This window comes from Beijerinckia sp. 28-YEA-48 (assembly GCF_900104955.1).
In the GTDB taxonomy this organism is placed as follows: domain Bacteria; phylum Pseudomonadota; class Alphaproteobacteria; order Rhizobiales; family Beijerinckiaceae; genus Terripilifer.
The window spans coordinates 468973-492560 of sequence record NZ_FNSI01000002.1 but is presented as its reverse complement, the minus strand read 5'-3'; the positions used below and the strand labels follow the sequence as shown (position 1 = coordinate 492560).

Here is a 23588-nt window from a genome sequence, read left to right as displayed (position 1 = left end):
TGACGCCGGCTGGCGGCGCGAGTGTTCAGCATGATCGTTTTCAGCTGGGCAAGGGTTGTGTCGAATTCGTGCGGTCGGCCTGGGAGCAACTGCCGACGATGTTCCACATCATCAATGCGCTGGCCGATCTTCCGGTGATCGAGCAGCGCGGCGCGACGCTTGCTGAAACGCGCGGCGCCAAGGATTTGAGCGATCAGCGCCGATTGCGGTGAGCGAGCATCGCTTACTTGACAATTCTTTCAAGAGAGAATTAAATTCGTATCGAGGAGGATCACCATGCTGATCACTGGAATGGACGGCGCAATTCTTGGCGTCGAAGACCTGTCCGCCGCGATGGATTTCTACGGTGACTTCGGGTTGACCCAACAATCGTCGGGTACGTCCTACGCGCATTTCGCGACGCTCGATGGCACGGAGATCCTGCTGCGCAAATCCGACGACAATGGATTGCCTGCGGCGGTCGCGCCGGGTTCGACAATCAGAGAAGCGATCTGGGCGGTTCCCTCCGCCGACCACCTCAAGGCTATCGCGGCGGAACTAGCACGTGATCGCGTCGTGCAGGAAGACGACGAAGGCACGATCCATAGCATCGACGACGACGGCTACGGCATTGCCTTCCGCTGCGAGCGCCGCAAGAAGATCGCACCGGCACCCAACCGCCTCAATATCTATGGCGCTGAGCCGGCGCGGCCGATGAACACCCGCATCGATTTCGCCGAAGCTGTGAAGCCGGCCTCGGTGGCTCATGTCGTGCTGTTTACGCCCGACGTGGCCCGTTTGACGCGCTTTTATGTGGAGCGTCTGCAGTTCCGGGTCAGCGATCGTTTCCGCGATAACCGCGGCGCTTTCCTGCGCGCGTCTGGCTCGACCTATCATCACAACCTGTTCCTTATCCAAGGCGCAACGCGCGGCCTACATCACATTGCGTTTCCGGTGACCGACTTCAACGAAGTCGTCACGGGCGGCCAGAAAATGCTCGAGCAGGGCTGGCTCACCAAGATCGGTCCCGGTCGCCATCGCATCGGCTCCAATTACTTCTGGTACTTCAACAGTCCCTGCGGCGGCGCCATGGAGCTGACCGCCGACATGGACCGCGCCGACGACAATTGGGACGTGCGTGATTGGGACTTCGTGCCGGAAAACACCGCTGCCTGGTCAACCACCATCAACATGCCCTTGCGCTGAATTCCCACATCGGCGCTGACAACGAATCCTGGAGACAATATGAGCGAAACGCCCTTCCACCTCGGCACATTTGCCGGGCACGAGCGTGATTTTATCGGCCTGGTGATAGGCGACCGTGTTTGCAACCTCTTGCTTGCGGCACAACATGCTGGCATCGCGCTGCCGCAGTGCAATACCGTCACCGACCTGCTGAGCGACTGGGGTCGCAACTTCGATCTCCTCGTCAAGATCGCGGCCCATGCGAAAGCGCAAGGCACGCAGGATTTTACCGCTGTGTCCGACAGCAGGCCTCTGCCGCCGCTCGGCCGTGCCGGAAAAATGATCTGCGCAGCCGCCAATTACAGCGATCATGTTGCCGGCATGCGCAAGACTTTTACCCCGCCAGTCGCAGACAGTGGCAAGCCCTTGCCGCCATTGCGGCCCTATGCCTTCGGTAAACTCAGTGTACCAACCGGTGCTTATAACGATATTATCCTCCCGGAAGGCATGAAGCGTATCGATTGGGAGGCCGAGCTGATGGTGGTTATCGGCACGCCTGGTTATCGCATCACACAAGCGGGAGCCGCCAAGCACATCGCCGGCTATATGACCACCAATGACGTATCCTGCCGGGATCTCACCTGGCGCGACGATCGCCCGACGATCCGTACGGATTGGCTAGCGGGAAAGAGTTTCGACACCTTCGCGCCGGTTGGCCCTTATTTCACGCCAAAAGCCTTTGTGCCCGATCACGCCAATGTCGCAATTAAACTCTGGGTAAACGGCGCGATCAAACAAGATGGCAACAGCCGTGACATGACCTTCGGCATCGAAGAGCAGATCGAATATGCGTCGCGCATGATGACCTTGTTGCCTGGCGACATGCTGGCCACCGGCACGCCGGCTGGCACCGGACAGGAGCGTGGTGAATTCTTGCAAGCGGGCGATATCGTCGAGGCGGAAGTGCAGTTTTGCGGACGCCAGCGCAATCGTATCGTCGGCAGCGAGGCCCATCCCTTCCTGCAATCCTCCCGCGGTTAGGAGATATCCCATGCTGCCTGCTTCGCTTCCCGACGTCCGCCGTGTTGTCACTGCCAACGACGAACAGGGCCGTTCCTACCTGTTGGCAGACGGCGTTTCGCCGGCCATTCTGACAACGCCGGGTCGCCCCGGTTATCGCAATGCCAACATCTGGCGAACGATCGATGCGCCGACCGATGTCGTCGCCACGGATACAATTTGCGCCCAATCCGGCGTCATGCCGCCGAAGAATGGCACGGTTTTGCGGGTGATCGACTTCCCGCCACGTCCCGCCGATCCGGAAGAGCGACGCCGGCAGGCGTCGGCCTCGCTCGACAACCTGTTCACCGATGCCGTCCACAACAACGATCATCGGCAACCCGGCATGCATCTGACGCAAACCGTCGATTACGCCATCGTCCTGAGCGGCGTCATCACCGCCATCATGGATAAGGACGAGACCGATCTGCATACCGGCGACATTCTCATCCAGCGCGCCACCAATCACGCCTGGGAAAATCGCACGAATGCCATGGCCCGCGTCGCCTTCATTCTGATCGACGGCCGATGACAGAAACGTCCTCCGCCAGCGGCCTGCACGGCTGTAGCAGTCATCTGGAAACCCGTCCCAGGATCACAAGGCAACGTGCGGGCTCTGGCGCAGTCATCGACCTGCATTGCCACTATCTCAATGGCGAGGTCGAGGCACTCGTCGCTTCGATCTCCCGTCCTAAACCGCCAGCCATGTCGGCGGCGGCGGCGCGCTCGGCCAGCTACAATGCCGAACTGATGCGAACCGCCTATGCCCCGAAACTCAGCGATATCGACGTACGTCTCGCCGACATGGATGCCATGGGCGTCGACATCCAGGCGCTCAGCCCTTCGCCGACCCAATACTATTATTGGCTCGATATCGAAGGGAGCCGTGCCGTCGTCAAGGCGCAGAACGAGCGGATCGCAGCACTTTGCGCCCAACACCCGGATCGATTGGTGGGCCTGGGCACCGTCGCCTTGCAACATCCGCAGCTCGCCGCCGAACAGGCGCGCCATGCGATCAAGACATTGGGCCTGCGCGGCTTCGAGATTTCCTCGCATGTGGAGGGTGTTTCCGTCGCTGATGAACGGTTCGCTCCGTTCTGGCAGGAGGCGGAACGTTTGGACGCTATGGTTCTCTTGCATCCGCTCGGTACGACCGTCGGGCCGCGTCTCGATCCCTATTATCTGTCGAATGTGGTCGGTCAGCCGGCGGAAACTGCCATCGCCTTGTCCGATATGATCATGGGCGGCCATTTCGACCGCTATCCCAAACTCCGGCTCTGCGCCGTCCACGGCGGTGGCTATCTGCCGCTTTATCTTGGGCGCTCCGATCACGCCTATCGAGCGCGGCCGGAATGCGCCTGCTGCGCGCGTCAGCCGAGCGACTATATCCGGCAGATCTGGTTCGACACGGTGGTGTACGATCCGCAGCACCTGCGCCGCCTCATTGATGTTGTCGGCATCGAGCGCGTCGTCGTTGGCACCGACTATCCCTTCGACATGGGCGACTACGATCCTATCGGGCTGATTGAAGCCGTTGCAGGCCTCAGCGCTGCTGATCGGGCCGCCATTCTAGGCAACAATGCGCGGGAGTTGCTGGCTTTGCCTGCAAGCGGCGATAACACGAAGAGGAAGGTGTCATGAGCCGGCGGAAGAGAGTTCTTATTGTCGGAGGTGGCATCGGTGGCCTGTCGGCCGCTATCGCTCTGTCGCAAGCGGGTTGCGATATTTTACTGATTGAACGCGACGCGAATTGGCGCGCGCTCGGTGCCGGCCTCACATTCAATGGGGCGACGGCACGTGCTTTCAAGACTCTTGGCGTCCTCGATCGGATCGTAGAGGCCGGTTATGTCCATGGAACGTCGCGCGTTTGTGACCGCTTCGGCAAAGTGCTCGTTGAGAGCAGCACGGAAGAAGTCTATGGCCGTGACGTGCCCATCATGGGTGGTATTCTCCGTCCGGTTCTGCATCGCATCATGCAAGAAGCCGCGGTCGAGCGCGGCATTCGCTACCGCACTGGCGTCACGGTCAGTCATTGGTGCGAGGAGCCGGACGCCATCAGGGCCTATTTCAGTGACGGGAGCGAGGGCCGCTTTGATTTCGCCATTGGAGCGGACGGACTGATGTCGACGACGCGCCAGCAACTCTGGCTGGATGCGCCGCGGCCGCAATTTACTGGACAAGGGTGCTGGCGTGCCGTCGCCCCTCGTCCTGTTAACGTGACGACGAGCGAGCTTTATTTTGGCACCGAGTACAAAGCCGGAATCAATCCCGTTTCCGATGCAGAGATGTATCTGTTTCTCCTCGTGCCAGAGCCTGACAACCCCTGGCATGACGAGGCGGATTGGCCGGAACTGCTGCGCACCAAGCTGAGTGATTTTGGGGGGCATATAGGCTCTATCCGTGATCATCTCGGATCGGGCTCGCTAATCAATTATCGTCCGCTAGAGACGCTTCTGCTGCCGTTGCCTTGGCATATGGGGCGCGTTTTGCTGATCGGTGACGCGGTTCATGCCACTACGCCGCATGTGGGCTATGGCGCGGGGCTCGCTGTCGAGGACGGAATAGTTCTGGCCGAACTTATCCGCGAGGGTGCATCGGATCTATTTTCTGCTTTCGAGGAACGCCGCCATGATCGCTGTACGGCGGTGGTCAACGGCTCGATTGCACTGGGAAGGCTGGAAATGGAGGGAGCGCCGCTGGCGAACCAACGCACATTGTCACAGGAGATTTACGATGTGATCCGGGAACCTGTTTTTTAGTTCGCCTTCGACCACATATTTTGTTGGCGGTGTACTCGATGTGCGTCGTCCGCATGTCGGAATTTTATCAAGCGGCGGTATGTGACTAAGACCGATAGCTGGCCAACCACACTCCGGCATGAAGTACGACACCAAGGGCAAAAATCAGGGTGACAATCCGGCTCACGCGGGAGCTGGGAAAGAGCCAGGGTTGCAGCACCAGCCGCAGAAGCCAGAAGAGGGCTCCCGCGATGGCCAGAGGATGCAATGTCTCAGGCTTGGACAGCATCGCCGTCAAAAGCCCCGCGGCATAGGCGAGGAAGACATAGGTCAGCATCACATTTAGCGTTTGCGTGACCGCGCTGTTCAACTCTCCGCTCGGCATCAGGGTTTTGGGCCAGCGAAACAAACGCCAGAAACAGAGGTGAAAGAGCGCGAAGCCGACATTGTAGGCGATGCACAGAATGATCAGGATTTGCGACCATACAAACGGCATATCATCGCTCCACTTCATGGGATCTATCAATTCAACACGCTACCCATGTATATTTCTTCGACGCGTGGATCGCGCGCGATCTCGCTGCCGCTGCCCGATAGGGTGAAGCGGCCGTGTTCCATGACATGGGCATGATCGGCGATGCGCAAGGCGGCCCGGGCATTCTGCTCGACCAGAATGGTCGCGACGCCCTTTTGCTTCAGGGCGACCACGATCTCGAGAATCTCCTGCACGATGCGCGGCGCCAGGCCGAGGCTTGGCTCGTCCAACAGGAGCACGCGCGGATTGGCCATCAGGGCGCGTCCCATGGCGAGCATCTGCCGCTCGCCCCCCGACAACGTGTTCGCTTGCTGCCGCCGACGTTCCCTTAGCCGGGGGAACATGATGAAAGCGGCTTCGAGATTTTCAACGCGTTGAGTGGGATGGGTGAAGCCACCGAGCATGAGATTTTCCTCGACCGTGAGCGGGCCGAACAGCTCCCGCCGTTCTGGAATGAGGACGAGGCCACGTCGCACGCGCTCCTCGATCAAAAGCAGAGCGCCATCCTCACCGTAAAGCCGCAGGTCGCCATCGAAGGGCAGAAGGCCCATGGTGGCGTTGAGAAGCGTCGATTTGCCGGCGCCATTGGCACCGATGATCGAGACGATCTGTCCTTTGTCCACACTCATCGAAATGTCGCGCACTGCTTCCACCTGCCCATAGCGGACGCTGACGTTGCGCAGCTCCAGAACCGGCGGGCTCATGCGGCCCCCATGTAGGCGATAAGAACTTGCGGGTCGGTGCGCACGGCTTCCGGCAGGCCATCGGCCAGTTTCGAGCCAAAATTGAGGACCACCAACCGGTCACACAGGTTCATGACGAATTCCATATCGTGTTCGACGATGAGAATGGTGACGCCGGATTGGGCCAAAGCCTTGAGCAGGGTAGCAAGCGCCGCCTTCTCGTGATGGCGCAGACCGGCGGCAGGTTCATCCAGCAGCAGCAGAACAGGATCCATGCAGAGCGCGCGGGCGATTTCGACGATGCGCAACTGGCCCAGGGCCAGGCTACCCGTCTCGTCGCCGGCGCGTTCGGCCAGACCGACGCGCTCCAGGGCGCGCATGGCTTCCGCGAAGACGCGGGCCTCTTCGGTGCGATCAAGGCGCAGGAGGGCCTGTAGGACACCGCTGTGACTGCGCAGATGGGCGCCGATCGCCACATTGTCGAGCACGCTCATCGACGGCACGAGTTTGACATGCTGGAACGTGCGGGCCACGCGCAGCCTTGCGATGCGGCGCGAGGGCAGGCCGCTGATCGTTCGTCCGGCCAGGCGAACACGGCCGCCGCTCGCCCGTTGCAGGCCGGTGATCAGGTTGAAGGTCGTGCTTTTGCCGGCGCCGTTCGGGCCGATCAGGCCGACGATTTCGCCGGCATCGATCGCAAAGTCGACCTGATTGACGGCGACCAGTCCGCCGAAGCGCTTTTGCAATCCCTCGACACTCAGAAGCCGGCTGCCGCGTTCCGGTTGTTCGGCTTTCGGCAGAATGTCGGAACGGCGCGGCAGGGTGTTGCGGTGGCGTACAAACCAGCGGCTCAGTGGACGCCACACTCCATCCGGCGCCCATTGCAGCAGCATGACGAGGAGAAGGCCGAAGGCAATCGCCTGGAAGTTACTGGTTTGGCCGAAGACGAGCGGCAGGATGTCTTGAAAGACATTGCGCGACAGGACCACCACGGCCGCGCCGAAAATGGCGCCGCCGATATGACCGGCGCCGCCGATCACCGCCATGAGCAGATATTCCAGCCCGGCGTTGAGCCCAAAGGGCGAGGCGCTGACAGCCCGTTGAAACAGAGCGAATAGCCATCCGGCGAGACCAGCCAGAACACCGGCATAGACGAAGACGAACAGCCGCAGCCGCCAGGTCGTCGCGCCGAAGGCTTCGACGGCGCTGCTGCCGGAGCGCAAGGTGCGAATGATGCGGCCGGGGCGCGAGTCGAGAAGATTGGACGTGGCGACAACCGCGAGGACGACGGTGATCCAGACCAGCGGATAGAAGGCCCTGGGTGTCGAGAGATCGAAGGGGCCAAAGGTCAGCGCGGGAATGCCCGACAGGCCGTCATAACCACCGAGAAAAGGCAGGGCCCCATAAAGATAATAGAGTGCCAGCGCCCAGGCGATGGTGCCCAGCGGCAGAAAGTGGCCGGAGAGGCGAATGGTCAGCAGTCCCAGAAGCGTGGATATGCCGCCGGTGGCGATGAGCGCGATCGGCAAGGCGAGCCAGGGTGACCAGCCGAGACGCGTGGTGACCAGCGCCGTCGCATAGGCGCCGATACCCATCATCGCTGCTTGTCCAAACGACGTCATGCCGCCGACACCGGTCAGCAGGACCAAGCCGATGGCAACCAGGGAGGCGAGGCCGATATAGATGGCCAGAACGACCAGCGTGCCCGATGGCGCGAGGATCGGCAGCAGCAGGCTGGCGGCGATGAAGATCGCCAGCGCGATGGTGCGGAACGAGGGGCTCATTCCTCCTCCCCTTGATCATGGGCGATGAATGAGCGGATCAGCAGAACCGGCAGGATGAGCGAAAACACGATCGCATCCTTGTATTGGCTGGCGACAAAGGATGAGAAGGCTTCCAGAGCGCCGATGGCGAGCGCGGCTATCGCCGTCAACGGATAGCTGATCAGTCCACCCAGCACGGCCGCGACGAAACCCTTGAGGGCGATAGCGAAGCCGGTATCGTAAAAAATGGTCGTCATCGGTCCGATCAGGAGGCCGCAGACGGTGGCGATCAAGCCGCCAAGCAGAAAGGCGATCTGGCCTGAGATCGCCGCTGGAATGCCGACAAGGCGGGCGCCGAGGCGATTGACGGCCGTGGCGCGTAAGGCAGTGCCCCATTGGCTGCATCTGAAGAACAGCGAGAGACCGACGACGAAGCTTGCCGTGACTACGAAGATGGCGATGGCCTGACCGGTCAGCCGCACCGAGCCGAGCGACAGCGCGCCGCTGGCGAGGGCCGGGGAGCGCGTGCCGTCAGGACCAAAGACGACAAGGCCAAAGCCCAGCAGCACGAGATGGATGCCGACTGCGGTGATCAACAGCGTCAGGATGCTGGCATCTTCGATCGGCTGATAGATCGCGCCGTAGAGATAGCCGGCCATCGGGACGACAAGGGCCAGGGTGAGCACGACGTTCAGCGCAAGCGGCAGGGCGAAGGGGGGCGCGAACCAGGCCGCTGTCGCAACGAGAGCCGGAAAGAGCAGCCCGAGACAGATGACCCATAGAATGTCGCCGGCACGCGCTGTATGCCGCTGGCGCAGCAAACGGACCAGCGTGAACAGCGCGCCCAGCGCCAGCAGCAGCCAGACGATCCTGGGCCGCTGGCCGGCTTGCAACGCGGTCAGCGTCAGAGCGCCGAAGCCGACGAACTCGCCGATGAAAAGCATGATGACGCGCGTCAGCGAGAACACCAGAACGAGGGCGACGCCGACGAGTGCGTAGACGAGGCCGGTGGTCAAACCGTCCTGCAGCAGAAAGAGGGCGATGGCGCTGCTCATGGTCGTGCGCCCGCTGTCTGGACAATCCAGAGCGAGAAGGGATTGATCAAAGCGTGATCCGCCCCGGCGCCGGAGAAGCGGACATGAGCGCGGCGACAAGGTCAGCGCGGCAGGTCTGGACCCGCCGCTGATTGATATAGCCTTTGTCGGTGATCTCGCCGTCGTTGATCGAAGGCGGTTCGATGAGCAGCAGGGCAGCGGCCGCATAGCTGGAACTGCCGCCGCCTTGCGCGCGCAACGCCTGCATCGCCTCGCGGACCCGTGCGACGACCGTGGGGGCCGCCAATATCTGCGCCCGCGTTGCCGTCTCAGGCAGGCCGGAGAGGGCCTGGCAGGCCGCGAGATTTGGAAAGATCAAAAAGCCGATGTGATCGGCGTCGTGGCCGGCGACGACGACCTCTTGTGCGAGCGGCGCCAAAGCGGCGACGGCGCGTGCCTTGACGGTCGCGACATTGACCCAGGTGCCGGTAAGCAGTTTGAAATCCTCACCGATCCGGCCGTCGAAGATCATGCCGCGATTAGGATCGCTGTCGTCGGCGAGCCGCAAGGCATCACCGATTTTGTAGAAGCCCTCCTCGTCGAAAGCTTCCGCCGTCAGCTCGGGCGAGCGGAAATAGCCCGGCGTCACGTTCGGCCCCTTGATCCGCGCCTCGATCTTGTCGCCGCGCGGCAGCAGTTTGATCTGACATCCGGGGATCGGCACGCCGATATTGCCATTGGTCTCGGCCATGTAATGGCAATCGGTTGCCACGGGCGAGGTTTCCGTCGAACCCCAGGCCGTCAATGTCGGTGTCATCGTGCCGACGGCGGCAATGGAGTGCTCCTGCAGCCGCGTCCACGTTTTGATGCCGAGCGCGGCACCGGCATAGAACATGATTTTGACGGACATGAAGAACTGTCGGCGAAATTCCTTGTCGGCATCCATGACGTCGACCAGCATATCGAAGCCGCGTGGCACGTTCAGGAAGATGTTGGGTCTGACGTCGCGGATATTCGCCAAAGTGGTGTCCATCAGGCCGGGCGCGGGGCGGCCGGCATCGATATACATCGCGCCGCCATTGCGCATGATCAGGAACAGGTTGTGATTGGCGCCGAACGTGTGGCTCCAGGGCAGCCAATCGACGATCACTGGCGGCATGCGTTCGAGAACGGGCCAGAGCTGCGTACGCGCATCAGCCATCGTGGTGTTCATGCGCTGCGTGTTGATCACGCCCTTCGGCGTGCCCGTGGAGCCGGAGGTGAACAGAATGCGTGTGATCGTATCCGGACCCACCGTCGTCATGCGCGCGCGCACCCGCGCTTCGTCCGCAGGGACGCACAAATCCTGGAAGGCGGTGTCGCCCGACCGCGTGTTGTGAAGGGACACGACTTCATGCGGGCCGTGGGGATCTATCGCCGCCAAGGCCTTGGCATAACGCGGGCCGTCGTCGGCGTAGATGAGGCCGGGCGTCGACAGAGCGATCATCGCTTCGAGCTTGGCATAGTCCGTCGCGACAAGAGAATAAGCGGAGGTGATACTGACGACGGGCACACCGATCTGGATCGCCGCCAGGCTCAGGAGCAGAACCTCGATCGAATTGTCCGACAGAACGGCCAAAGGCCGTTCGGGCGAGAGATCGCGTTGTGACAGGGCCGTGGCGATGGAAAGAACGCTGGCCCATGCCTGCCGATAGGTCACGCGCCGCCAGGGCGCACCGGCCTGGTCCCGCTGCGCGACGAACACATTGTCCGGCGTGGCGCGGGCCCAATGTTCCAACCACGCGCCGACCGTGGCGGAGGTTTGTACCGCCGTCGTGTTGGACGACAGAATGAAACTGCCATCGCTGCGCCGTTCCACGGTCACGTCCGGCTGCGCGAACATCGCCCCGAGGGCGTCAGGCTTTCCCACCACGTCAAGCATCCTGTGTTCCTTCGCTTACGGCAGGAGGGTGAGTTTGCCGCCGACGACCCGCGTCATGACGCGGCTCTTGGCATTGTCGGCCAGTTCGTGATTGTCGGGCGTGCTGGCATAGACGCCGTGGACGCCGGGAACGCCGGGCAGGTTCTCAAATGCCGTGCGCAGCGCATTGCGGAAGGCGGGGGTGCCGGGCTTTCCCGCTTCGAGGGCCTTGGGCGTTGTGGTCGCGACGATCAGCGCCGCATCGTAGAGATAGCCGCCGAAGCTGGAGATGGAGCCGGCGCCGAACACGGCTTCGTAGCTGGTTTTATATTTCGCGCCGATGATCTTGCTCGGATTGTCGTCGCTCAACTGTTCGACGATGCCGATCGGGCCGACGGGCAGGATGGTGCCATTGGCGGAAGCGCCGGCGACCTGCAGAAAGGCCGGGCTGGCCGAGCCATGGGTGTGATAGATCTGGCCGCTATAGCCGCGCTCCGCCAGCGCGAGATTGGGGCCGGCGGCGGGTGCGCCCGAGCCGACGACCAGTACGGCGCCCGGATTTTCCGCGACGATCTTGAGCACTTGCGCGGTGACGCTGGTGTCGTTGCGGGCGAAGCGTTCGATGGGCGAAACGGTGATTCCGGCCGCCTGCGCCAGGGGCAGAAGCGAGTTGAGCGTGAGATCGCCGAGGCTGTCGTTATAGCCGATGTAGCCGAGCTTCTTGATGCCTTTGGTCTTGATGTCGCCGACGATAGCTTCGATCATCACGCGCATGGGCTGCGGCACGACGAAGCTCCACTTGCTTTGATCACCCTTGGCGGCGAACGGCGCGAGCGAGAGAAAAGGAATCTGCGCTTCCGCAGCCACAGGCGCGATGGCCGCTGCCGTCGGCGTGCCGCTGCCGCCGATCAGAACGTCGGCCGCCTGGTCGTTGACGCATTTGCGCGCATTCTGCGTGGCGAGGCTGGTGTCGGTCGCATCGTCATAGACGGTGTAGCGCAGGGTCTGGTCCGCGACCTTCGGCGGCAGGAAGCGAACGGAATTCTGCTGCGTGGAGCCGAGCGCCGAGGCGGGCCCCGTCGCGGAGACAGAAATGCACACCGAGACATCCGCTCGCGCGGCAGTCGCAACGGTGAGTACACCCAAACCAAATAGCATTGATTTAGCCAGCATATTTCCCCTCCCGAATAATCCCCAGCGGCTGATGTCGGGCGCTCGCATGGTCGTGGCGCCTGTTCGGAGCGGCTTCCCCTGTCGCTGCTCTCGGGTGCCACCATAGCGAGCGCCGACCTTCTGTCAATACTTTAAAGTACTGTTTTAAGAGGATGGAGCAGCCTCGCTTTGCGGAATGGTTGGCGAAAAATAGCCGAATATGGCAATGCCTTCGGTGCGGAGACATTAAATCAGTACTTTTACGGATGGTCTAGAAAGCGGCTTTGAAACTTGGGCTGAAGTCGAAAAGCGCATGGCCATCTATTGGGCAGATGGTCGGGTTATCACCAGGCTATGTGGACTTGGGAAGTGATCTGCCCGACGTCTCCCTGTCTGGACGCGCCGCTGTTTTGATTATATTCCGCAAGGTATTGTTGCCTCAGACCGATGCGCTTTCAGGATTGCTCATGACGCCGCCCGCAGCTCCCAAACGCAAACGCGCCAAGACCCAGCGCATTAAGGATTCGCCGCTGAAGGAAGCGGATTGGATTCGCGCGGCCACCGATATTCTCGTGAAGGAGAATGTGCGCGGCATCAATTTGGACCGGCTCAGCAGCAAGATGGGCGTGACCAAGGGCAGCTTCTACTGGCACTTCAACAAGCGCCTTGATCTGCTGCAGGCCATGCTCAACGACTGGCGCCGTCGCATGACATTGAATGTCATTCAGACGACCACGCGTCGCGGCGGCAGCAGTGTCGAGCGCTTGCTGCGGGTGCTGCTGCTGCCCCGCGAGAAGCCGGCGCGGGCGGCGATGGCTGTCGAAAACAGTATGCGTGATTGGGCGCGCCGCAGCGAGCAGCCGCTGGCCGCTGTGCGCGAAGTCGATCATCTGCGCTTGAGCTTTCTCGAAGGCCTGCTTGTCGAGCACGGTCTGACGCGCCCGGAGGCGCGCCGCCGCGCTTATCTGCTCTATTGCATCGTGATGGGCGATTCCATCCTTCACGATACCGTCTCCGGCCATGTGCCCGATGCGGATTACGCGGCCATGGTCTCCGAGCTTCTGCTCAAAGATCGCGGCCCAGGGGCGGAGAAGGCCGGCTAGAGCCTGTTCTCTCGGGTGAGGTCGAGCGCTACGTCGACGATCATATCTTCCTGGCCGCCGACCATGCGTCGCCGGCCCAGTTCGACCAGAATGGTCCGCACGTCGACCCCGTAGGTTCGCGATGCGGCTTCGGCGTGGCGCAGGAAGCTGGAATAGACCCCGGCATAGCCGAGCGAGAGCGTCTCCCGATCGACGCGCACCGGGCGGTCCTGCAGCGGACGAACGAGATCGTCGGCCGCATCCATCAGGCGGTTGAGATCACACCCGTGCGCCCAGCCCAGTTTGTCGGCGACGGCGACGAAAGCCTCGATCGGCGTATTGCCGGCGCCGGCGCCTTGCCCGGCGAGCGAGGCATCGACGCGGTAGGCGCCTTGCTCGACCGCGACGATCGAATTGGCGACGGCGAGCGACAAATTCTGATGGGCATGAATGCCGATCTGCGTTTGGGGCTTCAGCACATCGCGATAGGCGCGAATGCGCTCCGTCGTTCCCGCCATGGTCAGTGCACCACCGGAATCGGTGACATAGACACAATGGGCGCCGTAGCTCTCCATCAGCAGGGCCTGCTGGGCCAGGCCTGCTGGCGTGTTCATGTGCGCCATCATCAGAAAGCCAGAAACATCCATCCCAAGGTTGCGGGCATATTCGATATGTTGGCGCGAAACATCGGCTTCGGTGCAATGGGTGGCGATCCGAACCGAGCGCACGCCGGCTTCATAGGCGGCTTTTAGATCGTGCGTCGTGCCGATGCCGGGAAGCAGCAGGGTCGTCAACACGCTGTGCGTGAGCTTGTCGGCGATAGCCTCTATCCATTCAAGATCGGAATGGCGGCCGAAACCATAGTTGAAGCTGGAGCCGGTCAGGCCGTCGCCGTGGGCGATCTCGATGGCATCGACCTTCGCTTTGTCGAGGGCTATCGCGATGGCCGCCACATGGTCGAGATCATATTGGTGCTTGATCGCATGCATGCCGTCGCGCAGCGTCACATCTTGTATATAGAGTTTGGGGTTTTGTGCCGTGCTCATCTCAGGCCACCTGTTCCAAACGATGGGCGACGAGCCGTTCTGCGGTGCGCAGCGCGGCTGACGTCATGATGTCGAGATTCCCCGCATAGGGCGGCAGATAATGGCCGGCGCCTTCGACCTCGAGGAAAATGGTGACTTTCAATCCGCTGGCGGCGTCGCAGACGCCAGGTATGCGGATCGGCGCATTGTCCCCGATGCGCTCAAACTGGACTTCCTGTTTTAGGCGATAGCCAGGCACATAGTCCTGCACGCTCTTCACCATCTCTTCCACAGAGCGGCGGATGGCTTCCCGGTCGTCGGTCTGCGCCAGACAATAGATGGTGTCACGCATGATCAGCGGCGGTTCCGCCGGGTTCATGACGATGATGGCCTTGCCGGCTTTAGCGCCGCCGACACTGACAATGGCCTGGGAGGTCGTTTCGGTGAATTCGTCGATATTGGCGCGCGTGCCGGGCCCCGCCGATTTGGCCGCGATGGAGGCGACAATCTCCGCGTAGGTCACGGGCGCGATGCGCGACACCGCCGCCACCATGGGAATGGTGGCCTGGCCGCCGCAGGTGACCATGTTGAGATTGGTGGCATCGCGATGGGCATTGAGATTGACGGCGGGAACGACGAAGGGGCCGAGTGCCGCCGGCGTCAGGTCGATCATGATCTTGCCGTCACCGCGCACGGCCGCGTCATTGACCTTGTGCGCGCCGGCAGACGTGGCGTCGAAAACGATGCCGATGTCCTTCCACACGGGCAGGCGCCGCAAGCCTTCGATGCCTTCATGAGTGGTCGTCACGCCGAAGGCCGCGGCCCGTCGCAAGCCATCGGACTCGGGATCGATGCCGACAAAGGCACCCATTTCGAGAAGGGACGATTTGCGTTTTATTTTGACCATGAGATCGGTGCCGATATTGCCGGATCCGATGATCGCAACCTTGGTTTTCATCACGATACCTTCTCGCCGAATGCAAAGGAGAATGTGGAGAAGCCTTGAATTTCCGCTGTGAATACGTCGTCGGGCGTGGCAGTCACCATGGGCGCCAAAGCGCCTGAAAGGATGAGGTCTCCAGCCGCGAGCGGGTGGCCGATCTCGATCATTTTGCGCGCCAGCCAGAGTGCTGCCTGCAGCGGATGGCCAAGGCAGGCCGCGCCTGCACCCGTCGAGGCGATCGCACCATTGACGGAGAGAACGGCGCCGCCGAGACGCAGATCTACCTCGCCGATCTTTCTGGGGCTGGTGCCGAGTATGTAACCGCCGCCTGAAGCATTGTCGGCAATCGTATCGACCAGGGTCAGAGCCCAATGGGCGATGGCACTGTCGACGATTTCGACCGCCGGGAGCGCATATTCCATCGCACTGATCAGATCGGTCAGGCGAAGACAGGGATCATCGATAGGCTTTCCGACGACAAAAGCGATTTCGATCTCGGCTTTTGGCTGGATGAATTGGCTGAGGGGTAGGGTATCGCCATCGCTATAGGAGAGATCGTCCCAGAGCATGCCGAAATCGGGATGATCGACGCCGATCTGCGCCTGCACCGCTTTCGATGTCAAACCGATCTTGCGGCCAGAAAGGCGGCGGCCTTCCTTAAGATAGCGATCTGTATTCGCGCGCTGGACGCGATAGGCATTCTCGATGCCGGCAATGCCGAAGGTCTCGCTGATCCTGCCGATGGGCGTGCGGGTCTGGCGCGAGACATAAAGCGCCTCAGCGGCCGCCCGGATCGAATCTTCACGGATATTCACGCAGCTGTCTCCCGATGATCGTGTTGGACGAAGCGCTGCAACGTTGCTTCACGCGCGGCCGCCGCCTGATATTCGGCATGGAGTTGATCGACGATCTCGCTGACAGGCGCGAGCCTGGTGACGGCGCCAACGCCGTGGCCGGCGCTCCAGACGGATTTCCAGGCTTTCACCGCTTGCATGTCGCCCGAAAAGTCGATCTTGGCTGCAACTTGCAGATCGGCGAGAGACAGGCCGGCGCGCTCGACACTGGGCTTCATCCAGTTTCCTAGAGCACCGGTCAGCGCGCGCGAGGCGACGATGTCGCGCAAGCTCGCATCGATCATCATCTCCTTGTGGCCCTGCGCCGCCTCGCTTTCGGGCGTGGCGATGAAACGCGTACCCATATAGGCGAAGTCGGCGCCGAGAAGTTCGATGGCGCGGATAGCCGTTCCCGTGGAAATGGCGCCGCCGACGCACAGCGGCCCGCTCCAGAAGCGGCGCACTTCGTCGATGAAGGCGAAGGTGGCATATTCGCCGGTGTGGCCACCGGCGCCGGCCGTCACGAGTACGAGGCCATCGGCGCCGCGATCGATGGCCTTGCGGGCATAATCGGGACTGTTGACGTCGGCGAAGACCAGGCCGCCGTAAGCATGAACTGGTGCGGTGATCCGCTGTGGTCCGCCCAAGGCCGATATGACGATGGCCGGTTGAAACTCCTCCACCAAAGCGGCTTCCTGTTCGAAACGTCCATAGGTCGAATGAGTGATCATGTTGAACGCCCAGCCGGCCGGTTGTTCGCCCTGCTGGCGCGCCGCAGCGAGCCGGCTTGAGATCGCCTCGAACCATTGCCGTAGATCGTCGATGGTGCGTGCGTTCGGCCCGGGAAAGGATCCGACGACGCCCGAACGGCAGGCGGCGACGACAAGATCGGGCCCCGATACGAGAAACATCGGCGCGACGATGACGGGCAGGCGCATGGGAGCATAAAGCTTGTCGATGGTCGTCGTCATGGTGCGGCGTTCCGGAGAGATTTATGTCGCCGGCCACCGCCGCGCACTTCGAGGCCACCGTCGCTTGGAATGATCGCGGCGGTGACGAAGCGCGATTGTTGGGAATCGGCCAGCGTGAGGTAAAGGCCGGCATGATCCTCCGGCTCCGAAAGGAAGCCGAGCGGCACCGTCTTGGCGACCATGTCTTCCAGGCCGGCTATGTCCTGCAAGGACACGGCAGAGGCAGCCGCGCTTTCAAGGCCGCCAAGAGTCGTGCGCGTGGCGCCGGGCGCCACGGCGTTGACGCGAATGTCGGGCGCCAGTTCAAAGGCCAGGGCGCGGACAGTCCCGACCAGCGCATGTTTGGAGGTGACGTAGAGAACGCCTCCGCCGCCGGCATAAAAGCTGGACGAGGAGAGGGTGAAAATGACGGAGCCACGGCTCGCACGCAAAGGCTCGAGCGCCGCGCGCGTGGCCAACAGATAGCCTTTGACATTGATGTCGATCAGTTCGTCGAACTGCGCCGAAAGGTCGATACCGGGAATGTCGGTGAAGGCCCGCGAAAAGTCATAGACGCCAGCGTTAGGGATCAGCGTGTCGAGGCGTCCGAAAGCGGCGACCGTCTTGGCGACAATGGCTTCGTTGTCCTGCCAATAGCGCACATCGCCGACATGGGTGACGACTTTATCGCCGTGCTGGGTCGTGAGGTTGTCGGCATCGGCGGCCGAGCGCACCAGAACGCCGACGCGCGCACCCTCGCGAATGAAACGATCGACCACGGCGCGGCCGATGCCTTTGCCGCCTCCGGTGACCAGAGCTACGTGCTTTTCGAACATGTGATTGCTCTCAAAAGAACGTGTTCAGGTTTTTGGACAAGAGAATGTCCTGGACGATCAGGACACGCCGGTTCAGCAGTTTCAGGGCGCCGTCCGTATGGCGGTGCAGAATGTCTTCCCGCCGGCCGTGAATGACGTCCTGATCCTTGAGGTTGCGATTGCGCACATTGGTGAAGGCCGAGAAACCGGCGATCAACGAGGGATCGTCGGTTTCAAACGCTTCGATATTGCTGATCAGATGGGCATGGCGGGTGGCTGGATTGTCGGCCCAGGCGGTCGGTTGATTGTAACGGGCGACACGAATGGAAAGCAGGCGATAGTCGTCGTCGAAATAGGCCATCTCGCCATAGGCGTAAGGGCCGCGCTTGTCGTCGCGGCGGCGCGTCTCGATGCCGGGCATCCAGTAATGGATATCGGGATCGACCATGGCCAGCCAGCCGGCGTAATTTTCGGCATCGAGCAGGCGCGCTTCGGTGTAATAGAAACGCTCGACCTCGCGCAGAAGCGCATCCGGAACGGGACGATCGATCAGGGCCTCGATCTTGTGCGGCATATCCAACATGTCAGCTCCTATTCCGCGGCGCGGACGATGTTTTGCGGTGGAGCAGTGGGCCCGTTCTGCAGATCGTGCCAATTGTCGTGTTGCATGAACTCGGCCCAGCGCATGTAGAAATGCCGCTGATTGGCGTCGTTGAGCGAGCCGCGATAGATGTGTCCGGGCATATCGCTGTCCTCGACACGGCTGTCGAGGCCGAGCCCATAGTGCAGGGGCTGATGGCGGGTGACCCAGCCCTCGTTGATGCGCGTCGCATATTCCCAGTTCTCGCCGTCATCCATTTCAAAGATGCCACCGGGTGAGAAGGTCAGCATCGTGCCCTTGCGATACATGTCCTTGATGTCCGCCGGCATCGACTTGTTCACCAAGGTCCAGGTGTAGAGATCGACGCGGTTAGGGCCCTTCGGGTGCCAGACGCGGAAGGTGGATTGTCCGGGCAGGAAGGAGAAATTGGGAAAGACCGTGCAGGACGAGACGGAGCCATAGAGACGGGCGCGCATTTCGCCCAGCCGCTCCTTGATGGCGTCAAAACGCTCGCGCGCGTAGCGGTTGATCTCGTCGTAACCGAGCGTGCGGATATTGCCGTATCGATCGAGATTGCTCTCGATTCCGTGGCCATAGACGGTGGCATGAAAGGAGCGGTCGTTCTTCTCGCCCAGATTGACGGGGCCGCCGAGGATCGCCTGCGCGCCGGATTGATGGGTCCAGAAAGCGTGGAGAACATCGCCGGCGAAATTTTCCGCCGGCAGTTTCCAATTGCATTCCATCGTCGATTTGATCGAGCCGCCGATGAATTCCGTGCCTTCCGCGTCGGTATCGAGGACAGCATCGAGATAGAAAGTGAAGGGACCCAGGAATTCCGGTAACGGCGGCGCTGCCGGATCGAACGTGCCGAAAACCAGGCCTTTGTAGCTTTGCACCTGAGCGACAGGCGTCAGGCGCACGTGCGATTGCTCGAAGGAGGGATCGCTCTCGTAGATATTGCCGTCCGTGCCGCGCAACTTGCCATCGATACCAAAGGACCAGCCGTGATAGTTGCAGATGAAGCCGCGCGCCTTCTGCCCGCTGTCGAGGGGGCAGACGCGATTGCCCCGATGCGGGCAGGAGTTGAGGAAGGCGCTGATGCTCTCGTCGCGCTGGCGCACGACGATCACATCGTCCTCGCCCATATAGGTGCGCACGAAATCGCCCGCGTTGGGAATCTGGCTTTCGTGGGCGAGAAAAAGCCAGGCGCGGCCGAAGACCTGCCGCAACTCCGCCTGATAAACCTGTTCATCCACAAATACGCGCCGATCGACCTGCATACCGTCGGCTTTGACCAATTGGGCGAAGTCCGGATAGGAGCCGGCTTTGGGATAGACGGGGCGCATATCCGGCCGCGATGATGTGTGCATCCAACTTGTCCTTATTGCCGTGCGTCAGCTCAGATAAGCAAAGAGATCGCCGTCGATGATCGCGGTATTGTAGAAGCGCAGCGTGCCGCACCCAGGCGGCGCGTGGTGCGCCTCGCCGCTGCCGAGATCGAATTCGGCATAGTGAACCGGGCAGACGATACGGCCTTCTTCGAGATAGCCTTCGGCCAGAGAAGCCGCCGCGTGCGGGCAGAGATCGTCGCAGACGAAATAGGTGTCGCCCGATTTGACGACGGCAAGCGCATCATGGCCATCGATGGCGATTTTGAGGATCTCGTTATCGCTGACCTGGCTGATCGGGCACAGGCGCACAGGCGCCAGAGTGGTGTCGCTCATGGATCGACCGTCCGCAGTTCGGCAAAGCCCATGCCGGTGATCCAGGCTTCGACAGGCTCATAGGCGATGATATCGCCGCGCACTGGCCCCATGGCGCCCATGGCGCAGATGAAAGTACGGATTTCCATGGCGCCATTGCCGCCATGTTCCAGAATGTAATCGTCGTCGAGAGCGATGAGCGCGTCGACATCACCATCGGCCACGGCATCGAGCACGAGGCGATCGAAGTCGGTATTGACGCGGCCTGTCTGTTCGCTACCGACCCAATGGGAAATGCCGCCGGAGCCGATCACGACGACCTTCTCGTTGCTGGGAAAGGCGGAGATGGCGCGGCGGATCAGACCGCCGAGATCGAAGGCGCGGCGCTTGCGCAAATAAGGATCGACACCGGCCGCCAGCATGATGGGAATGGTCGTGATGTCTGGATGCGGAGCGAGCAGCAGTTTGTGCGGAATGGCGATCGAATGGTCGACGGTCATCATGCGGCCGACCGTGAAATCGAACCCCTCCGCGAAGCCGGTTTCGGCAATATGGCGCGCCAGAGCGGGATTGGCCGAGATCGGCCCGCGTTTTAGGCCGGGCAATTGGTCGAGCGGACCTTCGACTTCGCCGGTACCAATGATGTATTGCGGCAGGCAATGGGTGCCAAAAAGAATGTAGTGATCACATCCGATGATGACGGCTGTGGTGGCGCCGAGCGCGCCGATCCGCTCCGCCGCCGCAGCATAGGCGCCGTAGATGCGCTGTCGCGCGGCCTCAGGAGCCGCATCGGGCGCGGCGAACATAATCGGATTGTGTGGAACGATGAAACCGCCGACGATATGTGCCATGGTGTCCTCTCTCAGCGGTTGATTTTCATGGCGGCCATATAGGCAGCATTGCTGCGTCCGCTCTGCAGCCAGAAGCCCCAGATCAACATCGTGTTGACGCCGAGATCAGCCAGTTCGCGCACCGCATAGGTTTTCACCAGGGCGCGCTCGGCCTCGTTGATGGGATAGCGCGCGAGATATTTGTCCGGGTCGACGGTGAAACCGTCCTTGTTCTGCCGGCTGGTCGACAGATCGTAGAGGACCTTTTCCAGAACATCGCGGCTCATGACGGTCTCCTAGCTCTGGCGCATGAAATGAGAGACGAGATGGAGGAACTCGCTGCGGCGCTCGATCTGCACCCAGTGACCGCAGTGGCCGAAGCTATGCAGTTGCGAGTTCTTCAATGCGCTGTGCATGTCGATCGCCCGGTCGAAAGGCACGACGCGATCTTCGCGCCCGTGCAGGATCAATGCCGGATGGTCCAGGGTGGCGAGGGAGGTGAGGGGAATGCCGCGCACGATAGGCCGCTCCGGCCCCTGAGGCGCCGGCATCAGCTTGCGGAATGCTTCCAGCGCGCCGGGCCGGGTGGCGGCTTCGAGCCGGCTATCGATGAGCGCGTCCGTGATGATGCTGGCATCATAGGGAAAGAAGCTGATCGATTGGGCCATGCCCTCGCGCGTGCCGTCGAAATCGAGCTGGGCGCGCAGGCCGTCCGTCATGGGAAATTCGCCGCACGGTGTCCCGAGCAACACCAGTCGATTGACGCGGTGCGGATGGGACAGGGCTGTCGCCAGCGCCAGCGCGCCGCCAAAGGAATTGCCGACGATCGAGACGTGATCGAGGTCCAGGGCGTCGAGAATGCCGATGAAATGCGCCACCCAGAGTTTGATGTCGTAGCGGGTCTCGGTCTTGAGTTCGGTGTGACCGAAGCCGGCGATATCTGGAGCGATTACGCGAAAGGACTGTGCCAGATCACTCAGAACGCCGTTCCAGTTGGCCCAGGCGCTGACCCCTGCGCCCGAACCATGCAGGAGCACCAGCGGGCGCCCGCTGCCCACGTCGTGATAGTTGGTCCGGTGCCCCAGGGCATCGATGGTGCGCCTGCTTTCGTGTGGTTGAGCTTGACGCATAGGGGCCTCTAAGTACCAAAAGGTACTGTTATGTTTTGGGGAATTAAGGTTGAGGTGCATAAAAATTGCAAAATTCCGGGGTAATTATGAAATATTTTGAATAGGCAATTTTGTCAATACTAAAAAGTATTGAAAATTTAGGCCAAGCTGACCAATGGCTCTCAATAGCTTTTCCAGCGCGGACAAGCCTCAATTTGTTGATGGCGACGGAGCTTTGGATTGCTCCGATAGTCAGCGGTTGAGAAAAGGCAGATCGATGCGTCTTCGCTTGCTGTGGGAGCGTGACTGATCGGCCGCGTCCACGTCGGGCCTTTCCCTTCTCAAGAAGCAGAGCGTGTGGTTTTCAATAGCGATCGCGTGCGAATTGAGTTGTCCGCGAAGGAGGAGCGGCGTCTTGTTTCCGTCAAAACGTTCGTCGCCTGCTGGCGCCATTCATTGACGCATCCCGCATCGGCCCAATCGTAACATCCTTAGCGAACCAAGGCTGTTGAGCAATGTATGATGCTTGCACATAACAATGCGCCGCCGGCCGCTTGATTAAGCGTTTTGGCGGTTCGAGTTAGGGGCGGCGACGTGCGTAAGCGCATCATCGCGCTTTTGTTTGAACCGCTGAAGCAGCCTTGGGCTTTGTTCGGCCGATAACGCGCAGTCGAGATCGATGGTTGCGGCTGTCCCTGCAAAATCTGCTGTGTCGCATCAGAATGTAATTCGGGCGACGACTATTCTGGCATCGCTATACGGCGCTCGTCCGCTTCCTGTCGTCAGTTATTTGTCCATGAATCGTGGACAGTGTGATGACGATTGATCGGATTGTAGCAGGAAAACGGGGCCCCTAGGGTTTGGCGGACATAAGACACGTTGGACCACGGCCTATAGGGCGGTTTCAAAACGACGCGCGCTGAACAAGCCAGAAGTCGTCATGTTGAGCGGTCTCGATAGTTCCGCGTGGGCTTGCGTACTCCAAGGAGGAGGCTTGATATGCCGATTGCCAAACCGGTGCCTGGAAAAACTCTCCTGACACCAGCGGATCACTCTTTGGTGATGATCGACTTTCAATCCCAAATGGCCTTCGCCACTAAATCGATCGATGCGGTGTTGCTCCGCAACAATGCGAGCCTTGTGGCGAACGCGGCCAGAATTTTCAACGTATCGACGATCCTCACAACCGTGGCCGAGAAAGTATTTTCGGGTCCGATGTTCGATGAGATCAAGGAAGCCTTCCTGCAGGCGCGTTATCTTGATCGCACGAGTATGAACACGTGGGAGGACAAGGCTGTCATTGAAGAGGTCAATCGGATCGCCAAAAGCCGTATTGTCCTTTGCGGTCTTTGGACGTCGGTCTGTATTGTTGGGCCGGCTCTGTCGGCGCTCGATCAGGGGTTCGAAGTGTTTGTTATCGCCGATGCATGCGGTGACGTTTCCACAGAGGCGCACGATATGGCTATGGATCGGATGGTGCAGGCCGGAGCGCGGCCGATGACATCCTTGCAGTACCTTTTGGAATTACAACGTGACTGGGCACGGACGGAGACCTATGACGCAACCACCGGACTGGCGAGGAAGTCTGGCGGGGCCTATGGGCTCGGCCTCATCTACGCCAAGACCATGTTTGGCGGTCATGAAGGGGCCTGACGGATGGTTGGTTATG

The 23588-nt window shown here is 61.1% G+C and carries 25 protein-coding genes and 1 pseudogene; 8 read left to right on the top strand and 18 right to left on the bottom strand.

The features are described 5' to 3' along the window. The 6 genes and pseudogenes from BLW50_RS30815 to BLW50_RS30145 all read left to right on the top strand — a co-directional run. Nucleotides 1-212: pseudogene (locus tag BLW50_RS30815) on the top strand (hypothetical protein); the annotation flags it as partial. A 64-nt stretch (nucleotides 213-276) separates the two neighbouring features. Next, complete coding sequence (locus BLW50_RS30165) at nucleotides 277-1185, top strand: VOC family protein (protein ID WP_090710835.1); 909 nt, start codon at nucleotides 277-279, stop codon at nucleotides 1183-1185. Between the two features lie 39 nt (nucleotides 1186-1224). Continuing rightward, on the top strand, nucleotides 1225-2205 hold the full coding sequence (locus BLW50_RS30160; protein WP_090710832.1) for a fumarylacetoacetate hydrolase family protein: 981 nt from the start codon (nucleotides 1225-1227) through the stop codon (nucleotides 2203-2205). A 10-nt stretch (nucleotides 2206-2215) separates the two neighbouring features. After that, nucleotides 2216-2755: a cupin domain-containing protein gene (locus BLW50_RS30155; RefSeq protein ID WP_090710830.1), complete on the top strand. Its 540-nt coding sequence runs from the start codon at nucleotides 2216-2218 to the stop codon at nucleotides 2753-2755. Beyond that, nucleotides 2752-3864 carry an amidohydrolase family protein gene (locus BLW50_RS30150; RefSeq protein WP_090710827.1) on the top strand — a complete coding sequence of 371 codons (1113 nt, stop codon included), beginning with the start codon at nucleotides 2752-2754 and terminating at the stop codon, nucleotides 3862-3864. Before BLW50_RS30155 ends, BLW50_RS30150 begins: the two co-directional genes overlap by 4 nt. Then, the gene (locus BLW50_RS30145; protein ID WP_090710824.1) at nucleotides 3861-4982 is read left to right on the top strand and encodes an FAD-dependent monooxygenase; all 1122 of its coding nucleotides are present in this window, start codon (nucleotides 3861-3863) and stop codon (nucleotides 4980-4982) included. The genes BLW50_RS30150 and BLW50_RS30145 overlap by 4 nt, the downstream gene beginning before the upstream one ends. Nucleotides 4983-5067: 85 nt before the next feature. On the opposite strand, the gene BLW50_RS30140 is transcribed toward BLW50_RS30145, so the two are convergent. The 6 genes from BLW50_RS30140 to BLW50_RS30115 are packed head-to-tail and all read right to left on the bottom strand — an operon-like array spanning nucleotide 5068 to nucleotide 12049. Then, nucleotides 5068-5457: a hypothetical protein gene (locus BLW50_RS30140; protein ID WP_139267794.1), complete on the bottom strand. Its 390-nt coding sequence runs from the start codon at nucleotides 5455-5457 to the stop codon at nucleotides 5068-5070. A 26-nt stretch (nucleotides 5458-5483) separates the two neighbouring features. Next, nucleotides 5484-6200, bottom strand: coding sequence for an ABC transporter ATP-binding protein (locus tag BLW50_RS30135; protein WP_090710819.1), 717 nt, complete (start codon nucleotides 6198-6200; stop codon nucleotides 5484-5486). Next, nucleotides 6197-7963 carry a branched-chain amino acid ABC transporter ATP-binding protein/permease gene (locus BLW50_RS30130; RefSeq protein WP_090710817.1) on the bottom strand — a complete coding sequence of 589 codons (1767 nt, stop codon included), beginning with the start codon at nucleotides 7961-7963 and terminating at the stop codon, nucleotides 6197-6199. The genes BLW50_RS30135 and BLW50_RS30130 overlap by 4 nt, the downstream gene beginning before the upstream one ends. Continuing rightward, nucleotides 7960-8997, bottom strand: coding sequence for a branched-chain amino acid ABC transporter permease (locus BLW50_RS30125; protein WP_090710815.1), 1038 nt, complete (start codon nucleotides 8995-8997; stop codon nucleotides 7960-7962). Before BLW50_RS30125 ends, BLW50_RS30130 begins: the two co-directional genes overlap by 4 nt. A gap of 46 nt (nucleotides 8998-9043) precedes the next feature. Beyond that, entirely contained in the window at nucleotides 9044-10897 is a 1854-nt protein-coding gene (locus BLW50_RS30120; RefSeq protein WP_090710814.1) for a feruloyl-CoA synthase, read from the bottom strand. A gap of 15 nt (nucleotides 10898-10912) precedes the next feature. Next, nucleotides 10913-12049, bottom strand: coding sequence for an ABC transporter substrate-binding protein (locus BLW50_RS30115; RefSeq protein WP_170850478.1), 1137 nt, complete (start codon nucleotides 12047-12049; stop codon nucleotides 10913-10915). Between the two features lie 446 nt (nucleotides 12050-12495). Between BLW50_RS30115 and BLW50_RS30110 the strand changes: the two genes are divergently transcribed. Next, a complete protein-coding gene (locus BLW50_RS30110; RefSeq protein ID WP_170850477.1) occupies nucleotides 12496-13131 on the top strand; it encodes a TetR/AcrR family transcriptional regulator in 636 nt (211 codons plus the stop codon). Here the strand turns inward: BLW50_RS30110 and dmpG are convergent. The 12 genes from dmpG to BLW50_RS30050 form a co-directional block, all read right to left on the bottom strand. After that, the gene (gene dmpG, locus BLW50_RS30105) at nucleotides 13128-14156 is read right to left on the bottom strand and encodes a 4-hydroxy-2-oxovalerate aldolase (RefSeq protein ID WP_090710806.1); all 1029 of its coding nucleotides are present in this window, start codon (nucleotides 14154-14156) and stop codon (nucleotides 13128-13130) included. The two genes, BLW50_RS30110 and dmpG, sit on opposite strands and share 4 nt — an antisense overlap. A gap of 1 nt (nucleotide 14157) precedes the next feature. Then, nucleotides 14158-15099, bottom strand: a complete 942-nt coding sequence (locus tag BLW50_RS30100) for an acetaldehyde dehydrogenase (acetylating) (RefSeq protein ID WP_280141547.1) — start codon at nucleotides 15097-15099, stop codon at nucleotides 14158-14160. Then, entirely contained in the window at nucleotides 15093-15893 is an 801-nt protein-coding gene (locus tag BLW50_RS30095; protein ID WP_090710802.1) for a 2-keto-4-pentenoate hydratase, read from the bottom strand. The genes BLW50_RS30100 and BLW50_RS30095 overlap by 7 nt, the downstream gene beginning before the upstream one ends. Continuing rightward, entirely contained in the window at nucleotides 15890-16882 is a 993-nt protein-coding gene (locus BLW50_RS30090; RefSeq protein ID WP_090710800.1) for an NAD(P)H-dependent flavin oxidoreductase, read from the bottom strand. Before BLW50_RS30090 ends, BLW50_RS30095 begins: the two co-directional genes overlap by 4 nt. Further along, nucleotides 16879-17697, bottom strand: coding sequence for a 3-(cis-5,6-dihydroxycyclohexa-1,3-dien-1-yl)propanoate dehydrogenase (gene hcaB, locus BLW50_RS30085; RefSeq protein WP_090710797.1), 819 nt, complete (start codon nucleotides 17695-17697; stop codon nucleotides 16879-16881). Before hcaB ends, BLW50_RS30090 begins: the two co-directional genes overlap by 4 nt. Before the next feature lie 10 nt (nucleotides 17698-17707). Beyond that, nucleotides 17708-18259 (bottom strand): 3-phenylpropionate/cinnamic acid dioxygenase subunit beta, encoded by a 552-nt coding sequence (locus BLW50_RS30080; protein WP_210186188.1) that lies wholly within the window; start codon nucleotides 18257-18259, stop codon nucleotides 17708-17710. A gap of 8 nt (nucleotides 18260-18267) precedes the next feature. Next, nucleotides 18268-19647, bottom strand: a complete 1380-nt coding sequence (locus BLW50_RS30075; protein ID WP_090710794.1) for an aromatic ring-hydroxylating oxygenase subunit alpha — start codon at nucleotides 19645-19647, stop codon at nucleotides 18268-18270. Between the two features lie 24 nt (nucleotides 19648-19671). After that, nucleotides 19672-20001 carry a Rieske (2Fe-2S) protein gene (locus BLW50_RS30070; protein ID WP_090710792.1) on the bottom strand — a complete coding sequence of 110 codons (330 nt, stop codon included), beginning with the start codon at nucleotides 19999-20001 and terminating at the stop codon, nucleotides 19672-19674. Further along, on the bottom strand, nucleotides 19998-20831 hold the full coding sequence (locus BLW50_RS30065) for a DODA-type extradiol aromatic ring-opening family dioxygenase (RefSeq protein WP_090710789.1): 834 nt from the start codon (nucleotides 20829-20831) through the stop codon (nucleotides 19998-20000). The genes BLW50_RS30070 and BLW50_RS30065 overlap by 4 nt, the downstream gene beginning before the upstream one ends. Nucleotides 20832-20842: 11 nt before the next feature. Next, nucleotides 20843-21097, bottom strand: coding sequence for a hypothetical protein (locus BLW50_RS30060; protein ID WP_090710786.1), 255 nt, complete (start codon nucleotides 21095-21097; stop codon nucleotides 20843-20845). 9 nt (nucleotides 21098-21106) lie between these two features. After that, on the bottom strand, nucleotides 21107-21940 hold the full coding sequence (locus BLW50_RS30055) for an alpha/beta fold hydrolase (RefSeq protein WP_090710784.1): 834 nt from the start codon (nucleotides 21938-21940) through the stop codon (nucleotides 21107-21109). A gap of 231 nt (nucleotides 21941-22171) precedes the next feature. Next, the gene (locus BLW50_RS30050) at nucleotides 22172-22372 is read right to left on the bottom strand and encodes a hypothetical protein (RefSeq protein WP_090710783.1); all 201 of its coding nucleotides are present in this window, start codon (nucleotides 22370-22372) and stop codon (nucleotides 22172-22174) included. Nucleotides 22373-22918: 546 nt separating this feature from the next. On the opposite strand from BLW50_RS30050, the gene BLW50_RS30045 reads away from it, so the two are divergent. Further along, complete coding sequence (locus BLW50_RS30045) at nucleotides 22919-23572, top strand: hydrolase (protein WP_090710781.1); 654 nt, start codon at nucleotides 22919-22921, stop codon at nucleotides 23570-23572. Nucleotides 23573-23588 lie beyond the last annotated feature (16 nt).